This window comes from Pseudoalteromonas sp. SMS1, from assembly GCF_021530565.1.
Taxonomy (GTDB): domain Bacteria; phylum Pseudomonadota; class Gammaproteobacteria; order Enterobacterales; family Alteromonadaceae; genus Pseudoalteromonas.
In genome coordinates this window covers 19943-39500 of sequence record NZ_JAKGBI010000024.1, presented here as the reverse complement: position 1 = coordinate 39500, position 19558 = coordinate 19943, and the positions used below count along the sequence as shown (strand labels likewise).

At 45.7% G+C, this 19558-nt stretch carries 16 protein-coding genes; 13 read left to right on the top strand and 3 right to left on the bottom strand.

From position 1 onward, the window contains the following. The first annotated feature begins 4 nt into the window (after positions 1 to 4). Together L1286_RS20770 and L1286_RS20765 are read left to right on the top strand one after the other, a co-directional pair. Complete coding sequence (locus L1286_RS20770; protein ID WP_235408927.1) at positions 5 to 3289, top strand: efflux RND transporter permease subunit; 3285 nt, start codon at positions 5 to 7, stop codon at positions 3287 to 3289. After that, on the top strand, positions 3273 to 4316 hold the full coding sequence (locus tag L1286_RS20765) for an efflux RND transporter periplasmic adaptor subunit (RefSeq protein ID WP_235408926.1): 1044 nt from the start codon (positions 3273 to 3275) through the stop codon (positions 4314 to 4316). Before L1286_RS20770 ends, L1286_RS20765 begins: the two co-directional genes overlap by 17 nt. Positions 4317 to 4334: 18 nt before the next feature. Here the strand turns inward: L1286_RS20765 and L1286_RS20760 are convergent, their stop codons facing one another. Then, on the bottom strand, positions 4335 to 5012 hold the full coding sequence (locus L1286_RS20760; protein WP_235408925.1) for a nitroreductase family protein: 678 nt from the start codon (positions 5010 to 5012) through the stop codon (positions 4335 to 4337). A gap of 241 nt (positions 5013 to 5253) precedes the next feature. Between L1286_RS20760 and L1286_RS20755 the strand changes: the two genes are divergently transcribed. Further along, a complete protein-coding gene (locus L1286_RS20755; protein ID WP_235408923.1) occupies positions 5254 to 5922 on the top strand; it encodes a fumarylacetoacetate hydrolase family protein in 669 nt (222 codons plus the stop codon). Positions 5923 to 6017: 95 nt separating this feature from the next. Further along, on the top strand, positions 6018 to 7205 hold the full coding sequence (gene purT / locus L1286_RS20750; protein ID WP_235408922.1) for a formate-dependent phosphoribosylglycinamide formyltransferase: 1188 nt from the start codon (positions 6018 to 6020) through the stop codon (positions 7203 to 7205). A 46-nt stretch (positions 7206 to 7251) separates the two neighbouring features. Here purT and L1286_RS20745 read toward each other — a convergent pair whose 3' ends face one another. After that, on the bottom strand, positions 7252 to 7938 hold the full coding sequence (locus tag L1286_RS20745; RefSeq protein WP_235408921.1) for a TorF family putative porin: 687 nt from the start codon (positions 7936 to 7938) through the stop codon (positions 7252 to 7254). 270 nt (positions 7939 to 8208) lie between these two features. Then, on the bottom strand, positions 8209 to 9375 hold the full coding sequence (locus L1286_RS20740; protein ID WP_235408919.1) for a hypothetical protein: 1167 nt from the start codon (positions 9373 to 9375) through the stop codon (positions 8209 to 8211). Positions 9376 to 9708: 333 nt separating this feature from the next. On the opposite strand from L1286_RS20740, the gene L1286_RS20735 reads away from it, so the two are divergent. The 9 genes from L1286_RS20735 (at position 9709) to L1286_RS20695 (ending at position 19557) form a co-directional block, all read left to right on the top strand. Continuing rightward, entirely contained in the window at positions 9709 to 11655 is a 1947-nt protein-coding gene (locus tag L1286_RS20735) for an AsmA family protein (RefSeq protein WP_235408918.1), read from the top strand. 214 nt (positions 11656 to 11869) lie between these two features. Further along, positions 11870 to 12634 (top strand): SDR family NAD(P)-dependent oxidoreductase, encoded by a 765-nt coding sequence (locus tag L1286_RS20730; protein ID WP_235408916.1) that lies wholly within the window; start codon positions 11870 to 11872, stop codon positions 12632 to 12634. Between the two features lie 226 nt (positions 12635 to 12860). Continuing rightward, on the top strand, positions 12861 to 13130 hold the full coding sequence (locus L1286_RS20725; RefSeq protein ID WP_235408915.1) for a phosphopantetheine-binding protein: 270 nt from the start codon (positions 12861 to 12863) through the stop codon (positions 13128 to 13130). A 3-nt stretch (positions 13131 to 13133) separates the two neighbouring features. Beyond that, complete coding sequence (locus tag L1286_RS20720; RefSeq protein ID WP_235408914.1) at positions 13134 to 14432, top strand: ATP-grasp domain-containing protein; 1299 nt, start codon at positions 13134 to 13136, stop codon at positions 14430 to 14432. Then, on the top strand, positions 14429 to 15520 hold the full coding sequence (locus tag L1286_RS20715) for a hypothetical protein (RefSeq protein WP_235408912.1): 1092 nt from the start codon (positions 14429 to 14431) through the stop codon (positions 15518 to 15520). Before L1286_RS20720 ends, L1286_RS20715 begins: the two co-directional genes overlap by 4 nt. Then, a complete protein-coding gene (locus tag L1286_RS20710; RefSeq protein WP_235408911.1) occupies positions 15504 to 16676 on the top strand; it encodes a radical SAM protein in 1173 nt (390 codons plus the stop codon). Before L1286_RS20715 ends, L1286_RS20710 begins: the two co-directional genes overlap by 17 nt. A 5-nt stretch (positions 16677 to 16681) precedes the next feature. Further along, on the top strand, positions 16682 to 17764 hold the full coding sequence (locus tag L1286_RS20705) for a radical SAM protein (RefSeq protein ID WP_235408909.1): 1083 nt from the start codon (positions 16682 to 16684) through the stop codon (positions 17762 to 17764). Between the two features lie 9 nt (positions 17765 to 17773). Next, positions 17774 to 18760 (top strand): ABC transporter ATP-binding protein, encoded by a 987-nt coding sequence (locus tag L1286_RS20700; RefSeq protein WP_235408908.1) that lies wholly within the window; start codon positions 17774 to 17776, stop codon positions 18758 to 18760. Then, on the top strand, positions 18757 to 19557 hold the full coding sequence (locus L1286_RS20695; RefSeq protein ID WP_235408907.1) for an ABC transporter permease: 801 nt from the start codon (positions 18757 to 18759) through the stop codon (positions 19555 to 19557). The genes L1286_RS20700 and L1286_RS20695 overlap by 4 nt, the downstream gene beginning before the upstream one ends. Position 19558 lies beyond the last annotated feature (1 nt).

The following is a 19558-nucleotide window of genomic DNA, read 5'->3' as shown; positions in this document are numbered from 1 at the left end:
ATTAATGATGTTTGCATCAATAAGTCGGCGGGTATTGCTAAGTCGTATGCCACTTTATGTGTTGCTTGTCAGTGTTGTCTTGGGGTTATTTGCGCTGCAATATACGGCGAGAGAAGAAGAACCACAAATCACAGTGCCGATTTTGGATATTCATGTGGAAGTGCCAAATGTGGATGCGCCCGAAGTAACGAGGTTAGTCACTGAGCCTTTGGAAAAATTGTTGATGCAAATTCCAGGGGTCGAGCATGTATATTCCACAACGGTTACGGGTAAAACGCGGGTGACGTTGCGCTTTGAAGTCGGTGAGGACAGAGAGCGTGCCATTCTGAATACGTACACGAAGCTTTATGCCAATGAAGACAGCAAGGCAAACGTGGTGTCGAATTGGCAAATAAAGCCTGTTGAAGTGGATGATGTGGCGATGCTCATGCTGGGCGTGTTTAGTCATGATCCTGAACGTTATAGCGACTATGAGTTAACACGTATAGCGCAAGAGGTGTCAACTCAACTACAAACGATCCCCAATACTAACGAAGTCAAAGTATTGGCAGGTCGCAAACGCCAAGTACAGGTTGAGTTAGACGCCATAGCATTGGCTGCCCACCATACTACGCCGTTAGATGTCTTTAACGCCATTCAACATGCCAATCAGTTGCAACAAGTAGGGGCGTTTGTTGCGGGTAAGGCTCAGTGGCAATTGCAAACCGGTGATGTGCTGCGCAGCGTGGCGGAGTTACAAAACCTTGTGGTTAATGTGATCAACGGTAAACAGATTTATTTGACAGATGTAGCAACGGTCAACGATGGCCCCAGTGAGCCGACACAATATCAATGGTTAGCACGGAGCCGAAGTCGTGACAGCTTACCGATGGTCACCATTAGTGTGGCAAAACAGCGCGGCAGTAATGCAGTCACCGTGTCGCAGCAAGTGTTAGCAAAGATGGCACAGATTGAAGCACAGATGCTTCCAGATGGGGTGAGTTATCAAATATTGCGAAATTATGGGCAAACGGCGGATGATAAAGTCGATAATCTGACAGCCAGCTTGGCATTTGCGATACTAAGTGTGATCGTTTTTGTTGGCGTGTTTCTTGGCTGGCGCCCTGCTATTGTGGTTGGGTTGGCGATTCCAATTTGCTACGGGCTTACCCTGATTATCGGTTATGTTTTTGGATACACCATCAATCGCGTAACCCTGTTTGCGCTGATATTGGCGCTAGGTTTGCTGGTGGATGATCCTATCACAGGCATGGACAATATTACTCGTTTTGTCAATCGCAGAGGTAATAAACCGAGAGTCGTGACGTTGGCGATGCAAGAGGTGAAAACACCGCTGCTGATCTCAACGCTAACAATCATTGTGGCGTTTATTCCGCTTGGATTTATCACAGGGATGATGGGGCCTTATATGGCTCCAATGGCATTTAACATTCCACTGAGTGTGGTGATATCGACCTTGGTTGCGCTTTTTATTACGCCTTGGTTGGCGATGAAATTATTGCGCAGTGCAGATGTTGAAGAGCAACCGAGCCCTCAAGTTGACACCAGTGGCTATCGCCGTTTGCTAGTACGGTTATTATCTAAGCCGAGACAAACAAAATGGTTACTATGGCTGATACTTGGTGCTTTTCTGGTGAGTGTGAGTTTGCCATTGATGCGCGCAGTACCATTAAAACTATTGCCCTTTGACAACAAAAATGAGGTTCAGGTACTGATTGATTTACCTGAGGGGAGTAGTCTTGAATACACCGCAAGTATGGCACACAGTGTACAAAATCAACTTTGGCAGATACCAGAGGTTAGTTCGGTTGCGGCTTATGTGGGTTCGCCATCTAGTATGGATTTTAATGGCATGGTACGAGGTTACTACCAACGCCATGGTAGTCACTTAGCGGATTTAAGAGTGTTGTTGATTGATAAAAACCTTCGCCAACATCAATCTCATGAAGTAGTGTTGCGGATGCGAGCGTTACTGGCTCCCTTGGTGCACGAGGGGGGGCATATTAAGGTCGTGGAGGTGCCACCGGGCCCTCCTGTGATGTCTACCTTGGTTGCTGAGGTTTACAAAGCAGATATCTTTGCTGACAGTGACTTGCAGCGGCAAGCTGCCATGACATTGGCCCATCGCTTGCGTCAAGAAGCTCATGTGCTCGATGTCGATACTAGTATCGCAGCACAAACACACGTTCACCGCTTTGTGTTAGACAAGCGCAAAGCCGCGTTGTCAGGGATTGGCACGCAGGACGTGAATCAAACATTACAAATCGCCAGCGCTGGCGTTGAGGCTGGCTTATTGCATGTACCTTATGAGGCAGAACCATTACAGGTTGAACTTCAAATGCCCTATGAAGATCGCAATCGATGGTCCGAATTAAATGCACTACAAGTGCGTGGCCGCGATGAGTTATCTAAAACATCTTCAAACAGTGCGCTAGAAGACGCTGCGCGACCCTTAGTACCCATTTATGAGCTGGGACAGTGGCAATCAATTGCTGCGCAGCGGCCCATCCATAGAAAAGATTTGGCGGAAGTAATTTATGTGACAGCGGAGCTAAATGGGCGTGTCCCAGCAGCTGTAATTGCAGACATAGTTCGCGATGAAGGCCGCGAGCAAACACAGGTTAAAGCGTGGTTTGAAAGAACATTTTTGAGCAGTGGCGCAGGTATCGGGTGGCAAATGCCAGAAGGTACCTATTATACCTTCTCAGGAGAGGGGGAGTGGCGTATCACTGTTGATGTCTTTCGGGATATGGGCATTGCATTTGCGTTTGCCCTGTGCGCTATCTTTTTAATTTTACGTTTGCAGACGGCTTCGAGTGCATTGGCTGGCATCATCATGTCGTCTATTCCGTTGACAATGATTGGCATTATGCCGGGTTTTTGGCTGTTGAACCAATTCGGTGAACGCAGTATTGCAGGGGCACCGGATCCAGTGTTATTTACTGCAACAGCGATGATAGGCATGATAGCGCTAGCGGGTATTGTGGTGCGAAATAGTCTGATCTTAATTGAGTTTGTAAACCAACAAATGGCGCAGGGCGTAGCGATAGTAGAGGCGCTATGCCGAGCGGGTGAGGTGAGAATGCGGCCTGTTTTATTAGCTGCAGGCACCACTATGTTAGGTAATGTTGTGATTATTTTTGACCCTGTATTTAGTGGCTTAGCACTGGCCATTATTTTTGGCACTTTGGCCTCCACATTGCTGTCTTTGGTGGTGGTGCCAGTGGTGTACTATTTGGTATTTAATGACGAAGCCAGAGGAGAGAGCAAGCATGCAACTGGTTCATAAAAAAGTGGTGGCCATTACCGCGCTCTGTACTTTGGTTTTGACGCTCGCTGTTTTTACCGGCGCCTTTGAGGATAAACTTCGGCCCATTAATTTGGCCCCCTCTCAGTTGTACAAAGGGGAGCGTTACTTAGTAACGGCGCAGGCGATCGAGTTGCAAGATACCCTCAGTGCGATGGTATCAGCACAAGAGAATACCAGAGTAGCGAGCCGCATTCTGGCGCAAATTAAGTCGGTAGAAGTGCGAGCGGGACAAGTGGTTAAACAAGGTCAGGTTATCGCCACTTTGGCTGATGAACAGTTGCAAGCAACGGTAAAACAAATTCGCGCACAAAGCGACGCCAATGAAGTTCAGTTGGCACAAGCACAAAAGCAATTAAGTCGCGTGAGCGCGTTGTTAGACAGGGGCTTAGTGGCGAGAGATCAAGTGGACAATTGGCAAAGCGGTGTTGATGAATTAAGTGCGAGACGCACGGCACTGGCAGAGCAATTGAAAGGTGCGAAGGTTGCGCTGGGATATACGCAGATTGTGGCGCCTATTTCTGGTGTGGTGGTAGAGCGTTTGGCCGAGCCGGGTGATATGGTGACGCCAGGGACTCCGGTCGTGGACTTGTTTAATCCTGCCAGTTTGCAAATTTCAGCTTCAGTGGGCGCCAGTCTAGTCGGGAAATTACAAATTGGCGCCGAGCTGGCCGTCAGAGTTGGTGCTACAGCGCACACGCTTAAGGGTAAAATTAGTGAAATTGTGCCCGTTGCAGATAACTTAGCAAGGCAGTTTTTAATAAAGTTGGATGTTGTGACACCCACGGGCATCAAACCTGGTATGTATGCTGAAGTTTACTTGCCTGCGCAAACCGTGAAACGGGTGCTGATCCCACGTAAGTTGGTGAAGCGTGCGGGGCAGTTGAATATGGTCGATGTTATTGAGACTGGCGTGAAGTCTCGAAGGCTCATTCGTTTAGGACCCAACTACGGTGAAAACGTGGTAGTAATATCAGGGCTGAATGAGGGTGAGATATTGGCAATATAAGCCAATATCTCATGTCCATCAAATGAAAGAAGCAATTTCATCAAGCGACTTTTTCACTAACGCATGCTCAGGCACGGTTGCATCGTCAGCTGGGTAGCCTGCAATCAACAGCATATAGGGGCGTTCATTGTCTCTATCTCGCTGACAAATTTCGGTTAAAAAGCTCATAGGCTTAGGTGTATGTGTCAGTGTTGCCAACCCTGCATTGTGGAGAGATTGAATTAAAAACCCTGTGGCAATACCCACTGATTCATGCACATAGTAGTTAGTATTTTTATCTTCGGCATGGATCCCCCCTTTTTTCTGGGTGAAAATAGCGATAAGCCAAGGGGCATGCTCAAGATACGGTTTTTGTGCATCAGTACCTAGTGGCTCTAATGCATCAAGCCATTCGTCTCCCGCGCGGCCCTCATAAAATGATCGTTCTAACTGCTCTGCAGCGTCTCGGATCTGCTTTTTTATTTCACTACTGTGAATGGCGACAAAATGCCAGGGTTGGTGATTTGCCCCACTCGGTGCTAGTCCTGCGGTCTGAATACAAGTCTCAATCACTTCTTTGGGCACTGGTCTATTGCTAAAGCTACGAATGGTATGGCGTCGTTTCATGAGGGTGAGGTTTTCATCAGCACGCTGTTGCATTTCTTGTGGCGAATATTCAATAAAGTCCGTCAGTGGGATATTGTCATGGGCCTTCATGGTTGAGGTTCCTAGTTACTTGCAGTTCATTTTTTATAACTTGTGATTATAAAGGTTTCAACTTTTTGGTTGTTTTTATTAACATATTTGTCCATAGAGAGTGGCAAAAAAACTTTACTTATGTTGCTTAGCACGTTGCTAAATAACTGGAGTGTATAATGAGTATGGATATATAACATTCTGTTTTCTATTATATTTGACGTAGTATTTGCTATACAAAACGGTGATGTAAGGAACGTATATGTACCAACATAAGTGGATATCAGAAGCAACGATGAATTTGCCTGTGGGTAAAGCGGTGTGCGTTGGGCGCAATTATGTGGCGCATGCCAAAGAGCTGAACAACCCTGTGCCAAGTCGTCCTTTATTGTTTATGAAACCGGCCAGTGCGCTATGTGAGTTTGGCCCTGATATCTTTATTCACTCAAAGAGAGGTGCGCACCACTATGAGGCTGAACTGGTACTATTAGTTGGTAGCACAATACATTGTGACAGTACGGAGCCACTCCGGCACATTGCTGGGGTCGGTTTGGGACTTGATTTGACACTGCGGGAATTGCAAGCGCAGTTGAAGCAAAAAGGCCATCCTTGGGAGGTGGCCAAAGCCTTTGATGGCAGTGGCTGTATTACTCCATTTATCCCTGTAACACAAGAGCAGCTGCACGCCGGGCTGACTTACCGCTTTTGGCAAAATGGCACGCTTAGGCAGCAGGGCAACAGTGAACATATGATCTTCAATCTAGAAATGTTGCTTAAGGCAATCACTCAGTTTTTTACTTTGCATCCGGGAGACATTGTGATGACTGGAACACCTGAGGGGGTTGGCCCACTTAATGTCGGTGATCAACTCAAATTGCAATTAGGAGAATCAGCAACTGTATTTCATAGCAAGGTAGTCAAGCAAGTTTAAGTCGGGCAGACGATGTTTTTGGATTAGCACTGGACGCAATGGGGTGGCTCCACGTAGGCTATATCGCTGTGAGATTACGCGAATCAGGAAACGTTATGAAAACAAAATTGCTAGGAACACCGTTTAGCAACACGGCATGCAAAATATTATTTTGTGGAGGCGGGGAGCTTGGTAAAGAAACGGTGATTGAATTCAAACGCCTCGGTGCAGAGGTCGTTGTACTGGATAGATATGAACATGCACCAGCTATGCAAGTTGCTGATCGTAGTTATACTTTATCCATGCTAGACGGCGAGAGACTCGCAGAGATCATTGAACAAGAACAACCAGATTTCATTGTGCCTGAAATAGAGGCGATCGCGACAGACAAATTGGTCGAATTGGAAGCGCAGGGCTTTACCGTTGTACCTACCGCAAAGGCCACACAGTTAACGATGAACAGAGAGGGGATCCGACGCCTTGCTGCTGAGCAGCTGCAGTTGGCAACATCTGCTTATCAATTTGTCGATAACTTGGCCGACTTCAAAGCCGCCATTGCTGAAATTGGCATGCCGTGTGTCGTAAAGCCGATCATGAGCTCATCCGGTAAGGGTCAAAGTGTGGTGAAGCACGCGTCTGATATTGAGGCTGCTTGGACATATGCCCAACAGGGCGGTCGAGCGGGTAAAGGCCGGGTGATTGTAGAAGGCTTTGTTGACTTCGATTACGAAATCACCTTGTTGACGATTCGACATGTTGATGGCACCAGCTTTTGTGAACCCATAGGACATGTGCAAGCGAATGGTGATTATCAGCAAAGTTGGCAACCACAGGTTATGAGTGATATCGCGTTGGCACGCAGCCAAGAGATGGCAGGTAAGATAACGGATGCATTAGGTGGGAGAGGGTTATTCGGTGTGGAGCTGTTCATCAAAGGTGATGAGGTCTATTTCAGTGAAGTTTCTCCGCGACCGCATGACACCGGTATGGTGACGCTCATTTCACAGCACCTTAGCGAGTTTGCGTTACATGCCCGTGCAGTGCTGGGGTTACCTATTCCTAATATCCATTTTAACGGACCTTCCGCGTCCAGTGTTATTTTAGTAGAGGGAAGTTCACAAGCACTACAGTTTACCCATGTCGCAGAAGCATTGTCTGTGCCGAATACCGATCTTCGTTTATTTGGTAAACCAGAAGTACAGGGTGTGCGTAGAATGGGGGTTGCCCTTGCTCGGGCTGAGGATATTGATTCCGCAGTTGCGATAGCGAAGCAGGTCAGCTCAACAATTGGCGTTAAGCTATAACGATATAAAGGGCCAATAGGCCCTTTGGTTTTGCAGCAACTTAACCTTACAGGTCAAAATCTAATGCGTAGCTGACATATACTTTGACATCGTCATCCGCATCCAAGTCTGTTTTAACTAGCCCAAATGTGTAGCCATCTTTACTTAGGCTGATGCCATAATCCATATAGCTGTCATCTTCACCGGTCCATTCCATAACGGTATCTCCACGAGAGTTTCCGATATGTACACCTAATTCTGACCCTTTGAATACGGGAAAACTTGCGTTGAGCTCAATGTACAACATGTCTTCTTCAGTGCTACTGCCATCTTGCGCATGTGTCATATAGCTCACTTTAAAATCCACATTCCGCCAACCGAGCGCTGCGTACACTTCCCCAAAATCGATATCTCCCGACGCATCGGGGTAGGCGTAATGGATATAACCAAGGTCATACCGTACTTTTTGGATTTCGCCGCTAAAACCCAAATACAAGTCTAGCTCGTAGCTGGTGCTGGAAGTCTCTCCAAAGTCAACGTTCGAGGCCCAGGTTCCGATATAAAACCCAGACTCGTTACTATAGTCAATGCCACCTGACACAGCGGCGCCGTCATCTGATTGAGTAATGCCTCGCCAGAAGTAATTTGAACTGGCTGCCACGTTCGCAGTGACGCTATGTTCACTGGCGGCGAATAGGTCGACGCTAAATAGCGCACAACAGGTGCAAGCAATAAGTGAAGCTTTATTTGTCATAATGGTTCCTATATGGCACAGAAAAATTTGTAATTTGAACTTTGGGCCATTGAACTTTTAGGCGCAGCAAAAAGATCAACAGTCCCCTGCAAACGCAATCTTTACGCCAGTACAAAAAAGCTGCGTGAGATTTTTAATATCTGATTGAAATTGAAAACGATAATTATAGCAGGATGTGGCCATGTGCAAGGGAGACACACAGATAGGTTGCACTTAGGTGGTGCGTATTTGGATAACCTGCACTGTTTTTAGGCAGGTTATCCCTGTCGATTAACCGAAAATTGTGCGCATTAATTGAATAGTTTCATCCACACTGCGTCCTTTTTCTACTTCTGAGATGATAGAGTCACGTTTTGCTTTGATATGCTCAGGAATGGCTTCATCACTCAGGGCTCTATCCACCAAGGTTGCTGCTGACTCTTTACTACGCTTAACGGTTCTGCTGCCTGACGCGGTGCTAGTTCGCTTTGGTTTGTGCAATAATTTGTAGTAGTTAGAAGAGATTGCCGTATCTTTATCTGCGTAATAGAAAAAAGTTGGCAATAGGGCTTTAATTGGAATCAGTTGACCTTCAAGCTCATTGGTTTCTGTGGCCATGGCAAACCAAGGCATTTTCGCAATTGTCTGAACAATATCGACCCAGTACCTTTCAAAATCGCGGTTACTCAATCGTGTTATGCCTAATGCTTGGCATAGCGCATCCAAACGATTGTTTGAGATAGGCGTGAAGACGTCAGGGCGACGCATTGCAAGTAACCGCGTGGCAGGCGCCAGTGTTGGCTTTTCATCACTGCCATTGAATGCTTCCAAATACGCAATCATAAATGCTTGGTAGTCGGTTTCACTTACCGGACCTTCAAGCGGAATATGTGCCAATGCCTGATCGAAAAGCGCCGGTAAATCAGCTAACTGTTGATGAAACCCTTTTGCACTTTTAGTTGAACCAAACCACTCAACATCAAACTGGTAGACGCTGACATCATGCTTCGCGGTGTGTTTACCTGCAAAAGCTAAGCGGTCTTCAACAATCATGTCTGTTAGCGGAGTGTCGCGTAGCGTTGCAATGTAATCCATCAGTTTGATCTGCTCTTCAAGCGCGAGCAGTGCTTGACGTCCCGCAATAAACTCACTGATCACTGGCCAAGGGGCAATTCTCAGGGTTTTGACCTGCAAAAAGCTGATGGCTGAAATCAACAAGTCTTGCAGTTTTTTAACCGTCGGTAGCTGGTGGTCGTCCAGTAGGTCAAAGTTGATACGATTTTTAGCTACATCGAGTAATTCATAACACCAACCCAGGAAGTCCTCTGGGTGATTTTCTACCTTTACAGCCATCAAGTTGAGACTGATCTCAGTCGATTGCTTTAAAATATTTTGATAAATCTGACTTTCTTGTTCGCCCAAAGCCATATTTGACGGTGATATGAGCAACTTTTTCATGCTGCGGGGATTCTCCAACGTTAGGTTAAAATCTAGACTATTCAGTTTAGCGAATTGATCATTAAACTGGCAAGGGCGAGGATCATACCTAGATCCAGCGCAGTTGCAATGTGCTTTTTAGGTTCTTTTTGGTGTTTCTTGAGTAAAGGAGGATTCGAAGGTATTGTTTTGATCTATTTCGTCATTTTACCGTGATTGGAGAGGGCGCTTAAACAACCCCCAATCGCTGCACTATAAAGATAATATGACGCCACAAATGACGACTTTTTTGTGGTTTTTTATTCACCTCGCTATGATAATGCATATAAGTTTATTTCAGTGGAAGGATGGTCAATGAAGGCAATTTTGAAAGGTGTTGTGGGAATTTTAGTATTACTCGTTGGATTGATAATTCTTGCGCCCCTACTGATCCCAACGGACACGATTGTGTCACAGATAACATCACAAGTAGAGAAAACGACGGGTCGAACGTTGGCCATTACTGGAGATAGCGAGTTATCCGTTTTTCCTGAACTGAATATTACACTCAATGATGTTGAGTTCGCGAATATGCCGTCAGGTAGTCAGCCGCACATGTTGACAATGGAACAACTTGCGGTGCATATCCCTTGGGTTTCTTTATTATCCGGAGAGTTTAAGCTTGAGCAATTTGTCATAAAGAACCCGCAAATTTTGCTTGAAGTCGATGCGGCAGGTCAGCCAAATTGGCAGTTATTTCCGACTTCCGCGACCCCAAACTCAGCGCAAGTTTCTTCACAACAAGCTAGTGGGAAGACACAATTGCCCTCTGGATTTGATATTGCGTTGGGTGAAGTCGCTATCTACGGTGGGACGGTCACTTATCAAGACGCACAAGCTGGCACGAAGCAGCAACTCTCGGACTTGAAACTGAGTGTCATGTTACCTTCTCTCTATCAAGCTTTAATGGTCGAAGGCGCCGTTACCTATCAAAACCAGCAATTTAATATCGCGCTCACTGTCGATAATCCAGCCCAAGCAATTCAGAGTGAAGACTTTAAGTTTGTTACAACCTTGCGTAACGAACTGGTCAATCTTGATTTCAATGGCGAAGTTTTAGACCAGGCACAGCGCTTCAAAGGTGAGCTGGTGCTAGCGGGAGACTCTGTTAAAGCACTCACTCAGTGGCAAAAAGTTACTCTAGAGGCGAAAGACAATGCATTCAATCAATTCGAAGTGAAAGGGTCGATGCAGTTTGCTGACGATGTCTTTAGTTTAGAAAGCCTGAGTGCCGCATTGGATGAGTTGAAAATAACGGGCAGTGCACAGGTTGAACTCAAAGAGCGTTTGTCTATCACAGCGAATGTAGATTTGGGCATGCTGGATTTAAATCCATACTTACCAGAACCGGTCGTGGCCACTGAAGCACCTTCAGAAGAGAATGCACCCGCTCAGCCTATTGTATGGGATGACAGTGAAATCGATCTGTCGGCTTTGGGTCAACTTGACGCCCATCTCGTTGTAAGGTCAACGGGGTTAAAAGCGCGCAACGTGACGTTAGGTGAAAACCAATTATCTGTGCGCCTCAATCAAGGAAACGCACGTGTTTCGTTGGATAAGTTTGTTGCTTATGATGGTCAAGGCAGTGGTGTTATCACAGTCAATGCATCGGTAAAACCTTATCATGTTGAAACAAATTTTAAGCTTCAGGGCATTAATGCGCAGCCATTACTCTCGGATGCAATCGACTTTGATAAAGTACTTGGTAAAGGCAGTATCAATTGGAACTTGCAGACTCAAGGCGCTAGCCAGAAGCAGTTTGTTTCGAGACTTAATGGCAATTTAGCTTTTGAATTTAAAGATGGCGGTGTAAAAGGCGCGAATTTGGCCGAAATGGTGCGTAAAGGTCAGGAAATGCTTAAGGGCAATTTTTCAGGCCTTTCTGAGGGCATTAACGCTGACTTTGACCCAGAGCAAAAGACAGACTTCTCAGCACTAACGGGGAGCTTTAAGTTTAATCATGGGGTTGGGAGAAACACCGATTTATTGCTAGCAAGCCCACTTATTCGTGTGACTGGCTCCGGTGAGGTTGATTTGCCTAAGACGTTTGTAGATTATCGCTTGGTAACGGGCATAGTCGATACCATAGAAGGGCAAAGTAGTCGTGATAAAAGCACTGGCTTTAAAGTACCCGTGCGGATCAAAGGTCCATTTCACAAAGTGGACACTCGCTTAGACTTAAGCGGTGCAGCGAAAGACAAAGCCAAAGATGCCGTAAAAGATAAACTAAAAGACAAGTTTAAAGGGTTATTTGGTGGATAGCTTCTGAGCGATACATGGTTGACGACGCAGCGTCATCATTGACACTGTGTCGTCAACCCAATCAAAGCGGTGCCGAGCAATGAGCGCCCTGGCTGTTTAATGCCAATATTCCACTCACCAAGTTTGACACTCTAAGTTTACATTTTCTCACTTTCTCATTCGCATAATTTATGAACTAATAGCACTACTTGTGGTTGAAAAAGGTTCTAGGGAAATGAAACTATTTGATCTAAATAACAAAGCAATTGTTGTGACCGGAGGCAATCGTGGCATCGGCTTCGCGCTAGCGAAAGGGCTACATGCATTCGGTGCAAAAGTCATTATTGCTGCGCGAGATCAGCAGCGCAATCACCAGGCATGTGCGGCAATTTCAGCGCATGCAGAACGTGTCCTCCCAGTCGCGTGTGATGTGACCTGCCCACGCAGTGTCGCCACCGCTTTTGAACAAGCTGCAAATTGGGCGGGTGGGTTATATGGGTGTATTGCAAATGCCGGAGGGCGCGGCACAGGTTGTGCATTGGATGAAGTTGATGGGATGGCATGGCGAACCACGTTGAGTACGAATCTAGAGGGAACAATGAATACGTTTCAAGCGGCAATTGGGCCACTAAAAGCACATGGTGAAGGTCGCCTAATCGCGGTATCAAGCTTGGCTGCATTGCATGGGAACGCACAATTTACCGATTACAGCAGTGCCAAGGCGGGGGTTGAAGGTTTATGTCGTGCTTTAGCAATTGAACTGGCATCACATAAAATCACCGTTAACTGTATTATGCCTGGCTGGGTGGATACTGATTTGAACGCGGATATCAAACAAGATAAGCGGCAGTTTGAGTCAATAAAGAGACTAAGAGTACCGATGAAACGCTGGGCATCAGCCGAAGAAATGGTCGGGGCAGCCATATATTTAATGTCAGGTGCAGGCAGTTATCATACCGGGGATACTTTACGGATCGATGGGGGTTACCACATTGGTTGATATTGGCTGCGAATTCATTCTCACAATTCACCGAACAGGAAATTTTTTATTGCCGATTTTGCAGTTTTTTGGCGGTGTTTTTTCTTAAGTCCCCGTTTTAATAGCTTAAATAATATACAGAGTCCCATAATTGTAAACAGTGTGTTTAACATGTAATATTTTTGATTGAAAATTGCGCATCAGTCGTTTAAGTCTATTAAATAGTCTACCGATAATAGAAAAACCGATGGAAGCGCAGAAAGTGAATTATTTGTCTGAAATTAATGAGTTACTATGCAGTATAAAAAATGATCCCAGCCTGGCTGGGCAAGTGACAGAGCAAAGTAACTTTATAGAGGACTTTGGCATTGATTCTTTAGATATTGTTGACTTTATGCTGGGGTTGGAGAGTCAATTTGATATTGAAGTGGATTTTGATGCCTTTGATTTTGATAACCTAACATCTGCAAAGCGTTTAGTGGATTATATTGTGGCTCATTGCACAGCCGAGGTATAAGCTGTGTACATACCCCATGTATACTGGGCACACTTTGATCCAGAAGCCAGTTGGCATGATGGCGACTATTTATCACTTCCAGCCCCTAAAGGCGTGAGGAGTGCGATGGATTTGGCGCTATTAGATGATATGTTTGTGCCCGCTAGGGCTCAGGATATTGCATTGACAATCACGCCAAAATGTCAGGCATTACATGACTATCATGTGCGCCTCGGTGGCAGTTATGACACCCACTCGGTGTTTGAGAGTATCCATGCATGGCAATCGGCCGATAAACCGGCATGGCCAGATATTTTCGCTTCAATGCAAACAGACGCTGAGAAGTCTCATTCTGCAATACGAGACAGGCTCTCGTCATGTATTCAAGTTCCTTATGCCCATTTAGCCGAGGCACCAGTCTCCAATGTGCATTCATCTCCCGGGCTCAATGCGATTCGCTATGCAAATAGCAAGTCCACCATTACGACACTCTGTCACCAGTTAGAAATACCCAGCTTAGGAACGGTAATTGACCACCAAGAAGACATTAATCAACTGCTTGATCTGGATTATCCATATGTACTGAAAGAAGCATTTGGGGTATCGGGCAAAGGGACTTACTTGGTTAGAGAGCAGCGTATTGCTGAGCGCTTGGTAAGGCACTTTCAAACCCAGAGCAAGCAGGGTAAACAGGGGGGAATGATTGCCCAGCCTTGGCTGGATATTGAGCTCGACTTTTCTAGTCAATGGGCGGTCAGTTCGTGTGGCGAATTGACATTAATTGGTTTGTGCCAAGTTGAAAATAAAGGCTTTCGTTTCAATGGAATAAATCTATCTTGTCAGGCACTTGAGCAGGTTGTGGCACGCTCGGACTATTATGAGCAGATCAGACTGTTACTGTCTGAATTGTTTAAGGCGGGTTACTTTGGCCCGATTTGTGTCGATTCTGCGTTATTAAAGGATGGCACAGTTTACCCGGTGATTGAAGTGAATGCGCGTGAGTCTATGGGGAGTATCGCATTGCGCTGGCGGGATAAACTATCACTGGGCAATTCACTTCGTCTGCGTCAGTATGACGTTATTTATCAAGCTCCCGTAAGTTTTGAAGCTATCCTTCACAAGCTGGGTTTGCAAGGTGCATTGCTGTGTTGTGGTCAACTCGGTGGCATAGTCCCTATCACGGCGTCGAGTATGGCACTGACACAATCAAGCAACTTCTCAAAGGGGCGGTGGGTTCAGCTAGAATGTGCATCTAAACGTAGTGAAAGTTATCGTGCAACGTTGCAATCATGTTTATCTGATTTTGGGGTCACCTTACAATGACGACGTGGCACACAGAGCAGATATTAATCTTAACCGCATCCAGTGGACTTGGCACCTTTGCACCGGCATTGAGGCTGCGCGCTTATTTACGTGCGCAAGGGGCAAAAACACACCTATATTGCGTAGAACAATTGTTTGATGAGGCTGCACTTGATAAACATCATGCGACACGAGCGCGTTGTCGTGCCGACTTTCGTACCGCGTTACTGCTACAAAAGGTGGTTGAGCAAGGCGGGGCAAATATAAATCAAGTTATCGATCCGGATAAGTTGGCGACGATGATGCACTTATGGCAACAAACCCAATTTACACGTTGTATTGTCTTTAGCGGGTTTTGGTTGTCTGTACTCGCCCTGATGCAGCCAGAATATGTGCCTGTAAGATCTGTTGACGCTATTCATATGGATACCGTGTCGTCAAGTTCTTGGTTACATGCACAAGGTGTCATGCATCAACTCGATATTGCCGTGCAAGATATTTATCTGTTTAAGGCTAATCGCAGTACGGTATATCACCTGTATCCCGTTGATAAACCGCTGGAGTGGGAGGCGAGAGCTGCCCGTGTGCTTTGCCATGGAGGTGGTTGGCAAATGGGGAATTTAGCAGCCGTAAGTGAGTCGCTAAAGCGCAAGGCTATCCATAGTGACATCATTGTCTCTGCGGATGCGGCATTATCATCCTCAATCAATCAACGCGTATTTAAAACGGATCCTAACTATCAGCCATGGAATAGTATGGATGCTTTGCCGGCACTCACACTATGCGCAGAGTCTAACCAAGCTGAATCACACAACCAAATTGAATTTGACTCACTGACTGCAAGTGCGGCCGCAATTATTACAAAGCCTGGCGGCGCCAGTTTGCTGGATAGTTTAAATTTCGCTACCCCGTTAATTTTATTGCCCGCATTTGGTGAGTATGAAATGCACAATGCACGTACTTGGTTGTCATTGGGGTTCGCTGTGACGTTTGAGCAGTGGCAAGCAAATGACTGTTCATTTGAGTTATTGCGCACGTTACACAACAACTTACTGAGTCAGTCATCTGTTCCAGCAATATTTGGAGTGTTTAATGAGACCCGCAACTGAGCAAAAAATTACCCGCGACGAATTTGCCAGGCTTAAGCTTCGGGCAAAGAATATTGCACGTTTGAAGCGCTGTAATGACAGCGATGTCTTTAAGTCTGAACTGGTACCTGATCAAGTGGGGATCAAAATGAACAACACGTGTAACTTACGCTGCGCGCACTGCTTTGAGTGGAATGATGAAGGGTATCATCACCATATGGGCAAGCAGCAAGTGCGTGATGAAGTGGACATCGGGTTAATTGAAAAATTATTGAAACAAACTGAGTCAAGCCAAAGTGCTTTCTATTTGTGGGGTGGGGAGCCGCTGATGTATACCAAAATGGCAGAGCTGGCTGAACTGTTCACACAACATCCGAGGTGGCTCACAATATGTACAAATGGCATGTTGATAAAAAAACATCTGCCCCACTTGCTTAAAATGTCAGCACACTTAGCGATGTTGGTGAGCCTAGATGGCTTGGAAGCAGAAAATGATGCAATCCGTGGTAAGGGGGTGTTTGAAAAAGTGGTGCGAGGCATGTCGAGGTTGTTGGCATTGAGAAAAACCGGTGAATACCAAGGTAAGGTTTCGATATGCTTGACCCTGCATGATGCGGTTGTCGGTAAGTTAGCGCACTTTATTGAGTACTTTGCCGAACTTGGCATAGACAGTATCTACATTGTATTCCCATGGTATATGCCAGAATCTGTGGCTGAGGAAATGGATAGTTGGGTACAGACCAATTTACCTTATCGTGCGAAGTATATTGATGATTTTAGTAAAGCCAGTTGGCATGGCTACACCCATCGTATTGCGCCAGAAAACGTTGCCCGTTTAAAAGCTGAGCTGGCTGAGATCACTCATCGCATATGGCCGTGTCGAGTGCGTTTTCATCCAGACCTGACGATGGATGAAGTCGAACCCTTTATATTGGGTGACACCACACCGGCAGAGGGAAAAATTAACTGCGCTGCGATTACACATCGTATTGATGTATTGCCGGGCGGAACAGTATCTAGCTGTAAATTTTTTCCAGAACTGGAAGTAGGTAACCTTCAGGCTCTACCACTTAAAGACATTTGGCAAGGGCGCGCATTTAACGCATTTAGAGACAAGGTTCAGTGTGGTCTGATGCCCGTTTGCTCTAAATGTACTCTGTTGTATAGCACTGGGTGATAAAAATGACCAATATACTGCAAAACCAACTACCACTGTGGGTGACTTTACAACTTACAGATGCATGCAATCTCCGCTGCAAGATGTGCTATGAGTGGGGAGAGAATGGAGCCTATCATGGTAAAAAGCTGGATAGGCTTGAAAAAGATACCGTTTTTAGGGTGATTGATGAGTGCCTACCAGTAAAGCCTTACTTCGCCTTGTTTGGCGGTGAGCCTATGATGTATCCCTGGTTTGATGAAGTGGTTCACCGTATTCGTAAAGGGGGCGCAAGAGTCGACATTCCAACCAATGGGATGTTTTTAAAGCGCAAGGCTGAAAAGCTGCTGGAATCTGCACCAAATCGTATTTGGGTGTCGTTGGATGGACCAAAGCACATTAATGATGAACAGCGTGGGGAGGGGGTTTATGAAGCCGTTCAAGAAGGGGTCGAGACCTTGTTTGAGCTGCGCGAAACTCGCGGTTTAAAAGAACCCAAGATCGGCTATACCTTCATCGTGACACCTTTAACACATTTGTATATTCAAGGTTTTTTCGAGCAGTGCTTAGACCTAGACAAAGTGGATCATATTAGTATCGAGTTCCAAACGTTCGCCACGGAAGATGAGCATGAGCAACATCGCCGTTTGTTTAAACGTCTGTTTGATGTACCTGACACTGCGTGTGCCGAAGGTATGGTTGCCCCCTTACATCAATTTTCAATGATGGACTTTAAGGCCATTGAGTCGCAAATTGCTTGGGTAGAAAAGGCATGCCAAAAGCGTGGGATCTACTTTGTATGTTACCCCAAAACCATATCTGCAACTAATTACCGTGCTTACTTTAACAAAGATTATCAAAATTTAGATGATCGCAGAGATAAATGTCATTTTCCGTGGATTTACATGGAAGTGGCAGCCAATGGTGACGTAACGCCATGCCATACATTTTATGATTATTCGATTGGTAACGTAAATGAGCAGTCGGTGAAAGAGATCTGGCGCGGGCACAGAATGCAGCAGCTGCGCAGAGGATTGCGAGGGGAAGGCGGTTTATTCCCAATTTGTGGTTCATGTGCGCGGTATTACGCTGATCCAAATAAACGTTAGGGGCTGATTGTGAATGTGATCGAGGTCGAAGGACTGAGTAAGACTTTTAAATTTTATCGCAAGCCACAGGGGCTATCTGCGTCATTTAAAAATTTATGGCAGCGGCAAGTCGAATACAAAGAAGCGGTCAAAGATGTCTCATTTAGTATTGAACAAGGGCAAGTTGTCGCATTTTTAGGTGCCAATGGCGCTGGTAAAACGACCACGATGAAAATGTTGTCTGGGATTTTACATCCCACACATGGAAAAATTAAAGTTTTGGGTCATACGCCAAGTGAACGTGAAGAGCAGTTTAAAAAGCGTTTCTCCATTTTAATGGGTCAAAAACAGCAATTATGGCCCGACTTACCCGCCATTGACAGCTTTTCGCTGTGCCAGCGTATCTACGATATTCCAACGCCCTTGTTCAAGCAACGGTTGGCGCGTTTGTCTGAGGTTTTGAATGTATCTCATTTACTGGATATTCAGGTGCGCAGGTTGTCTTTGGGTGAGCGTATGAAAATGGAATTAATCGCAGCACTGTTACATGGACCGGAACTACTATTTCTTGATGAGCCTACAATCGGTCTCGACTTCTTATCGCAACGTGCGGTAATGCGGTTTCTTCAGCAGCTGGTACGTGAAGACAATATCACCATTTTACTGACAAGTCATAATATGGCGGATATTTCGGCGCTGTGTGAAAGGGTGTTGGTCATTCAAAATGGTCAGCTTGTCTTTGATGATAGGATCACGCAATTGCAAAATACCTTGGGCGGCCTTCGTCGGATCCATATAGAAAGTGAATCACCATTACATTCAGAGTTCTTAGGACGGTATGGCAAAGTGATCAACAATGATGTTCATTGCGCTGAGCTAGAAGTGGGTGATGATGTTGTCAACCAAGTGCTACAGCACTTACTTAAAGACATCGCGGTTAAGGATATTAGAGTAAGTGCACCACCGCTTGAAGATAGCTTGGAGCGATTATATACACGCCGAGGACAGGTTGCGTGAACAAGTATATGTGGTTGTTGGGTATGGGGCTGCAAAAGGCATTGGCCTATCGGGTAAATTATAGTGTTGCTATTTTGGCGGCAGTCTTTCCCATTATTTTGCAATGGGTTCTGTGGCAATCAATATACCAATATACCAAAGCGGATACATTGTATGGAATGTCTTATTCAGACATGCTCAGTTATGTGGTGTTAGCTGCGCTGATGGCACAAGCACTGCGAACGGGATTTGAATACGACATGGCAGAAGACATCAAAAGCGGCGGTCTAAACCGTTTTATCGTCCAGCCATTATCGTACTTCGGTTATCGTTTGAGTGTTTTTGTCGGCACAAATTTGGGTTACTTTGTGGCAACTTTGATGGTGATGGCCCTCGTACTGTGGGTCGCTATACAGTATTGGGTATTGCCAACACAGATAATACATATCGCACTTTTTGTGGTCTCAGCTGCAGGGGCTTTTTTATTACAGTTTATGCTGTTTTATTTACTCAGTTTGACTGCATTTTGGCTGCATGAGGTGTGGGCGTTGTTTGAGTCTGTACGGGTGATTAGCTTGGTGTTATCTGGCGGGGTTGTGCCACTGAGTGTTTTTGGGGAGTCATTGCAATACGGTTTTAGTCTTCTGCCATTTCAATACCTTATTTACTTTCCATTGCAAACGCTCACAGGTGCAATTAGCTTGGAACAAATCTTTTCAGGGTTACTTGTTCAGTGGGGGTGGATTGCTGCGATGATGCTACTGATTACGGTAATTTGGCGCCGTGGTAGCCGATCATATTTGGCACTTGGTGGTTAAC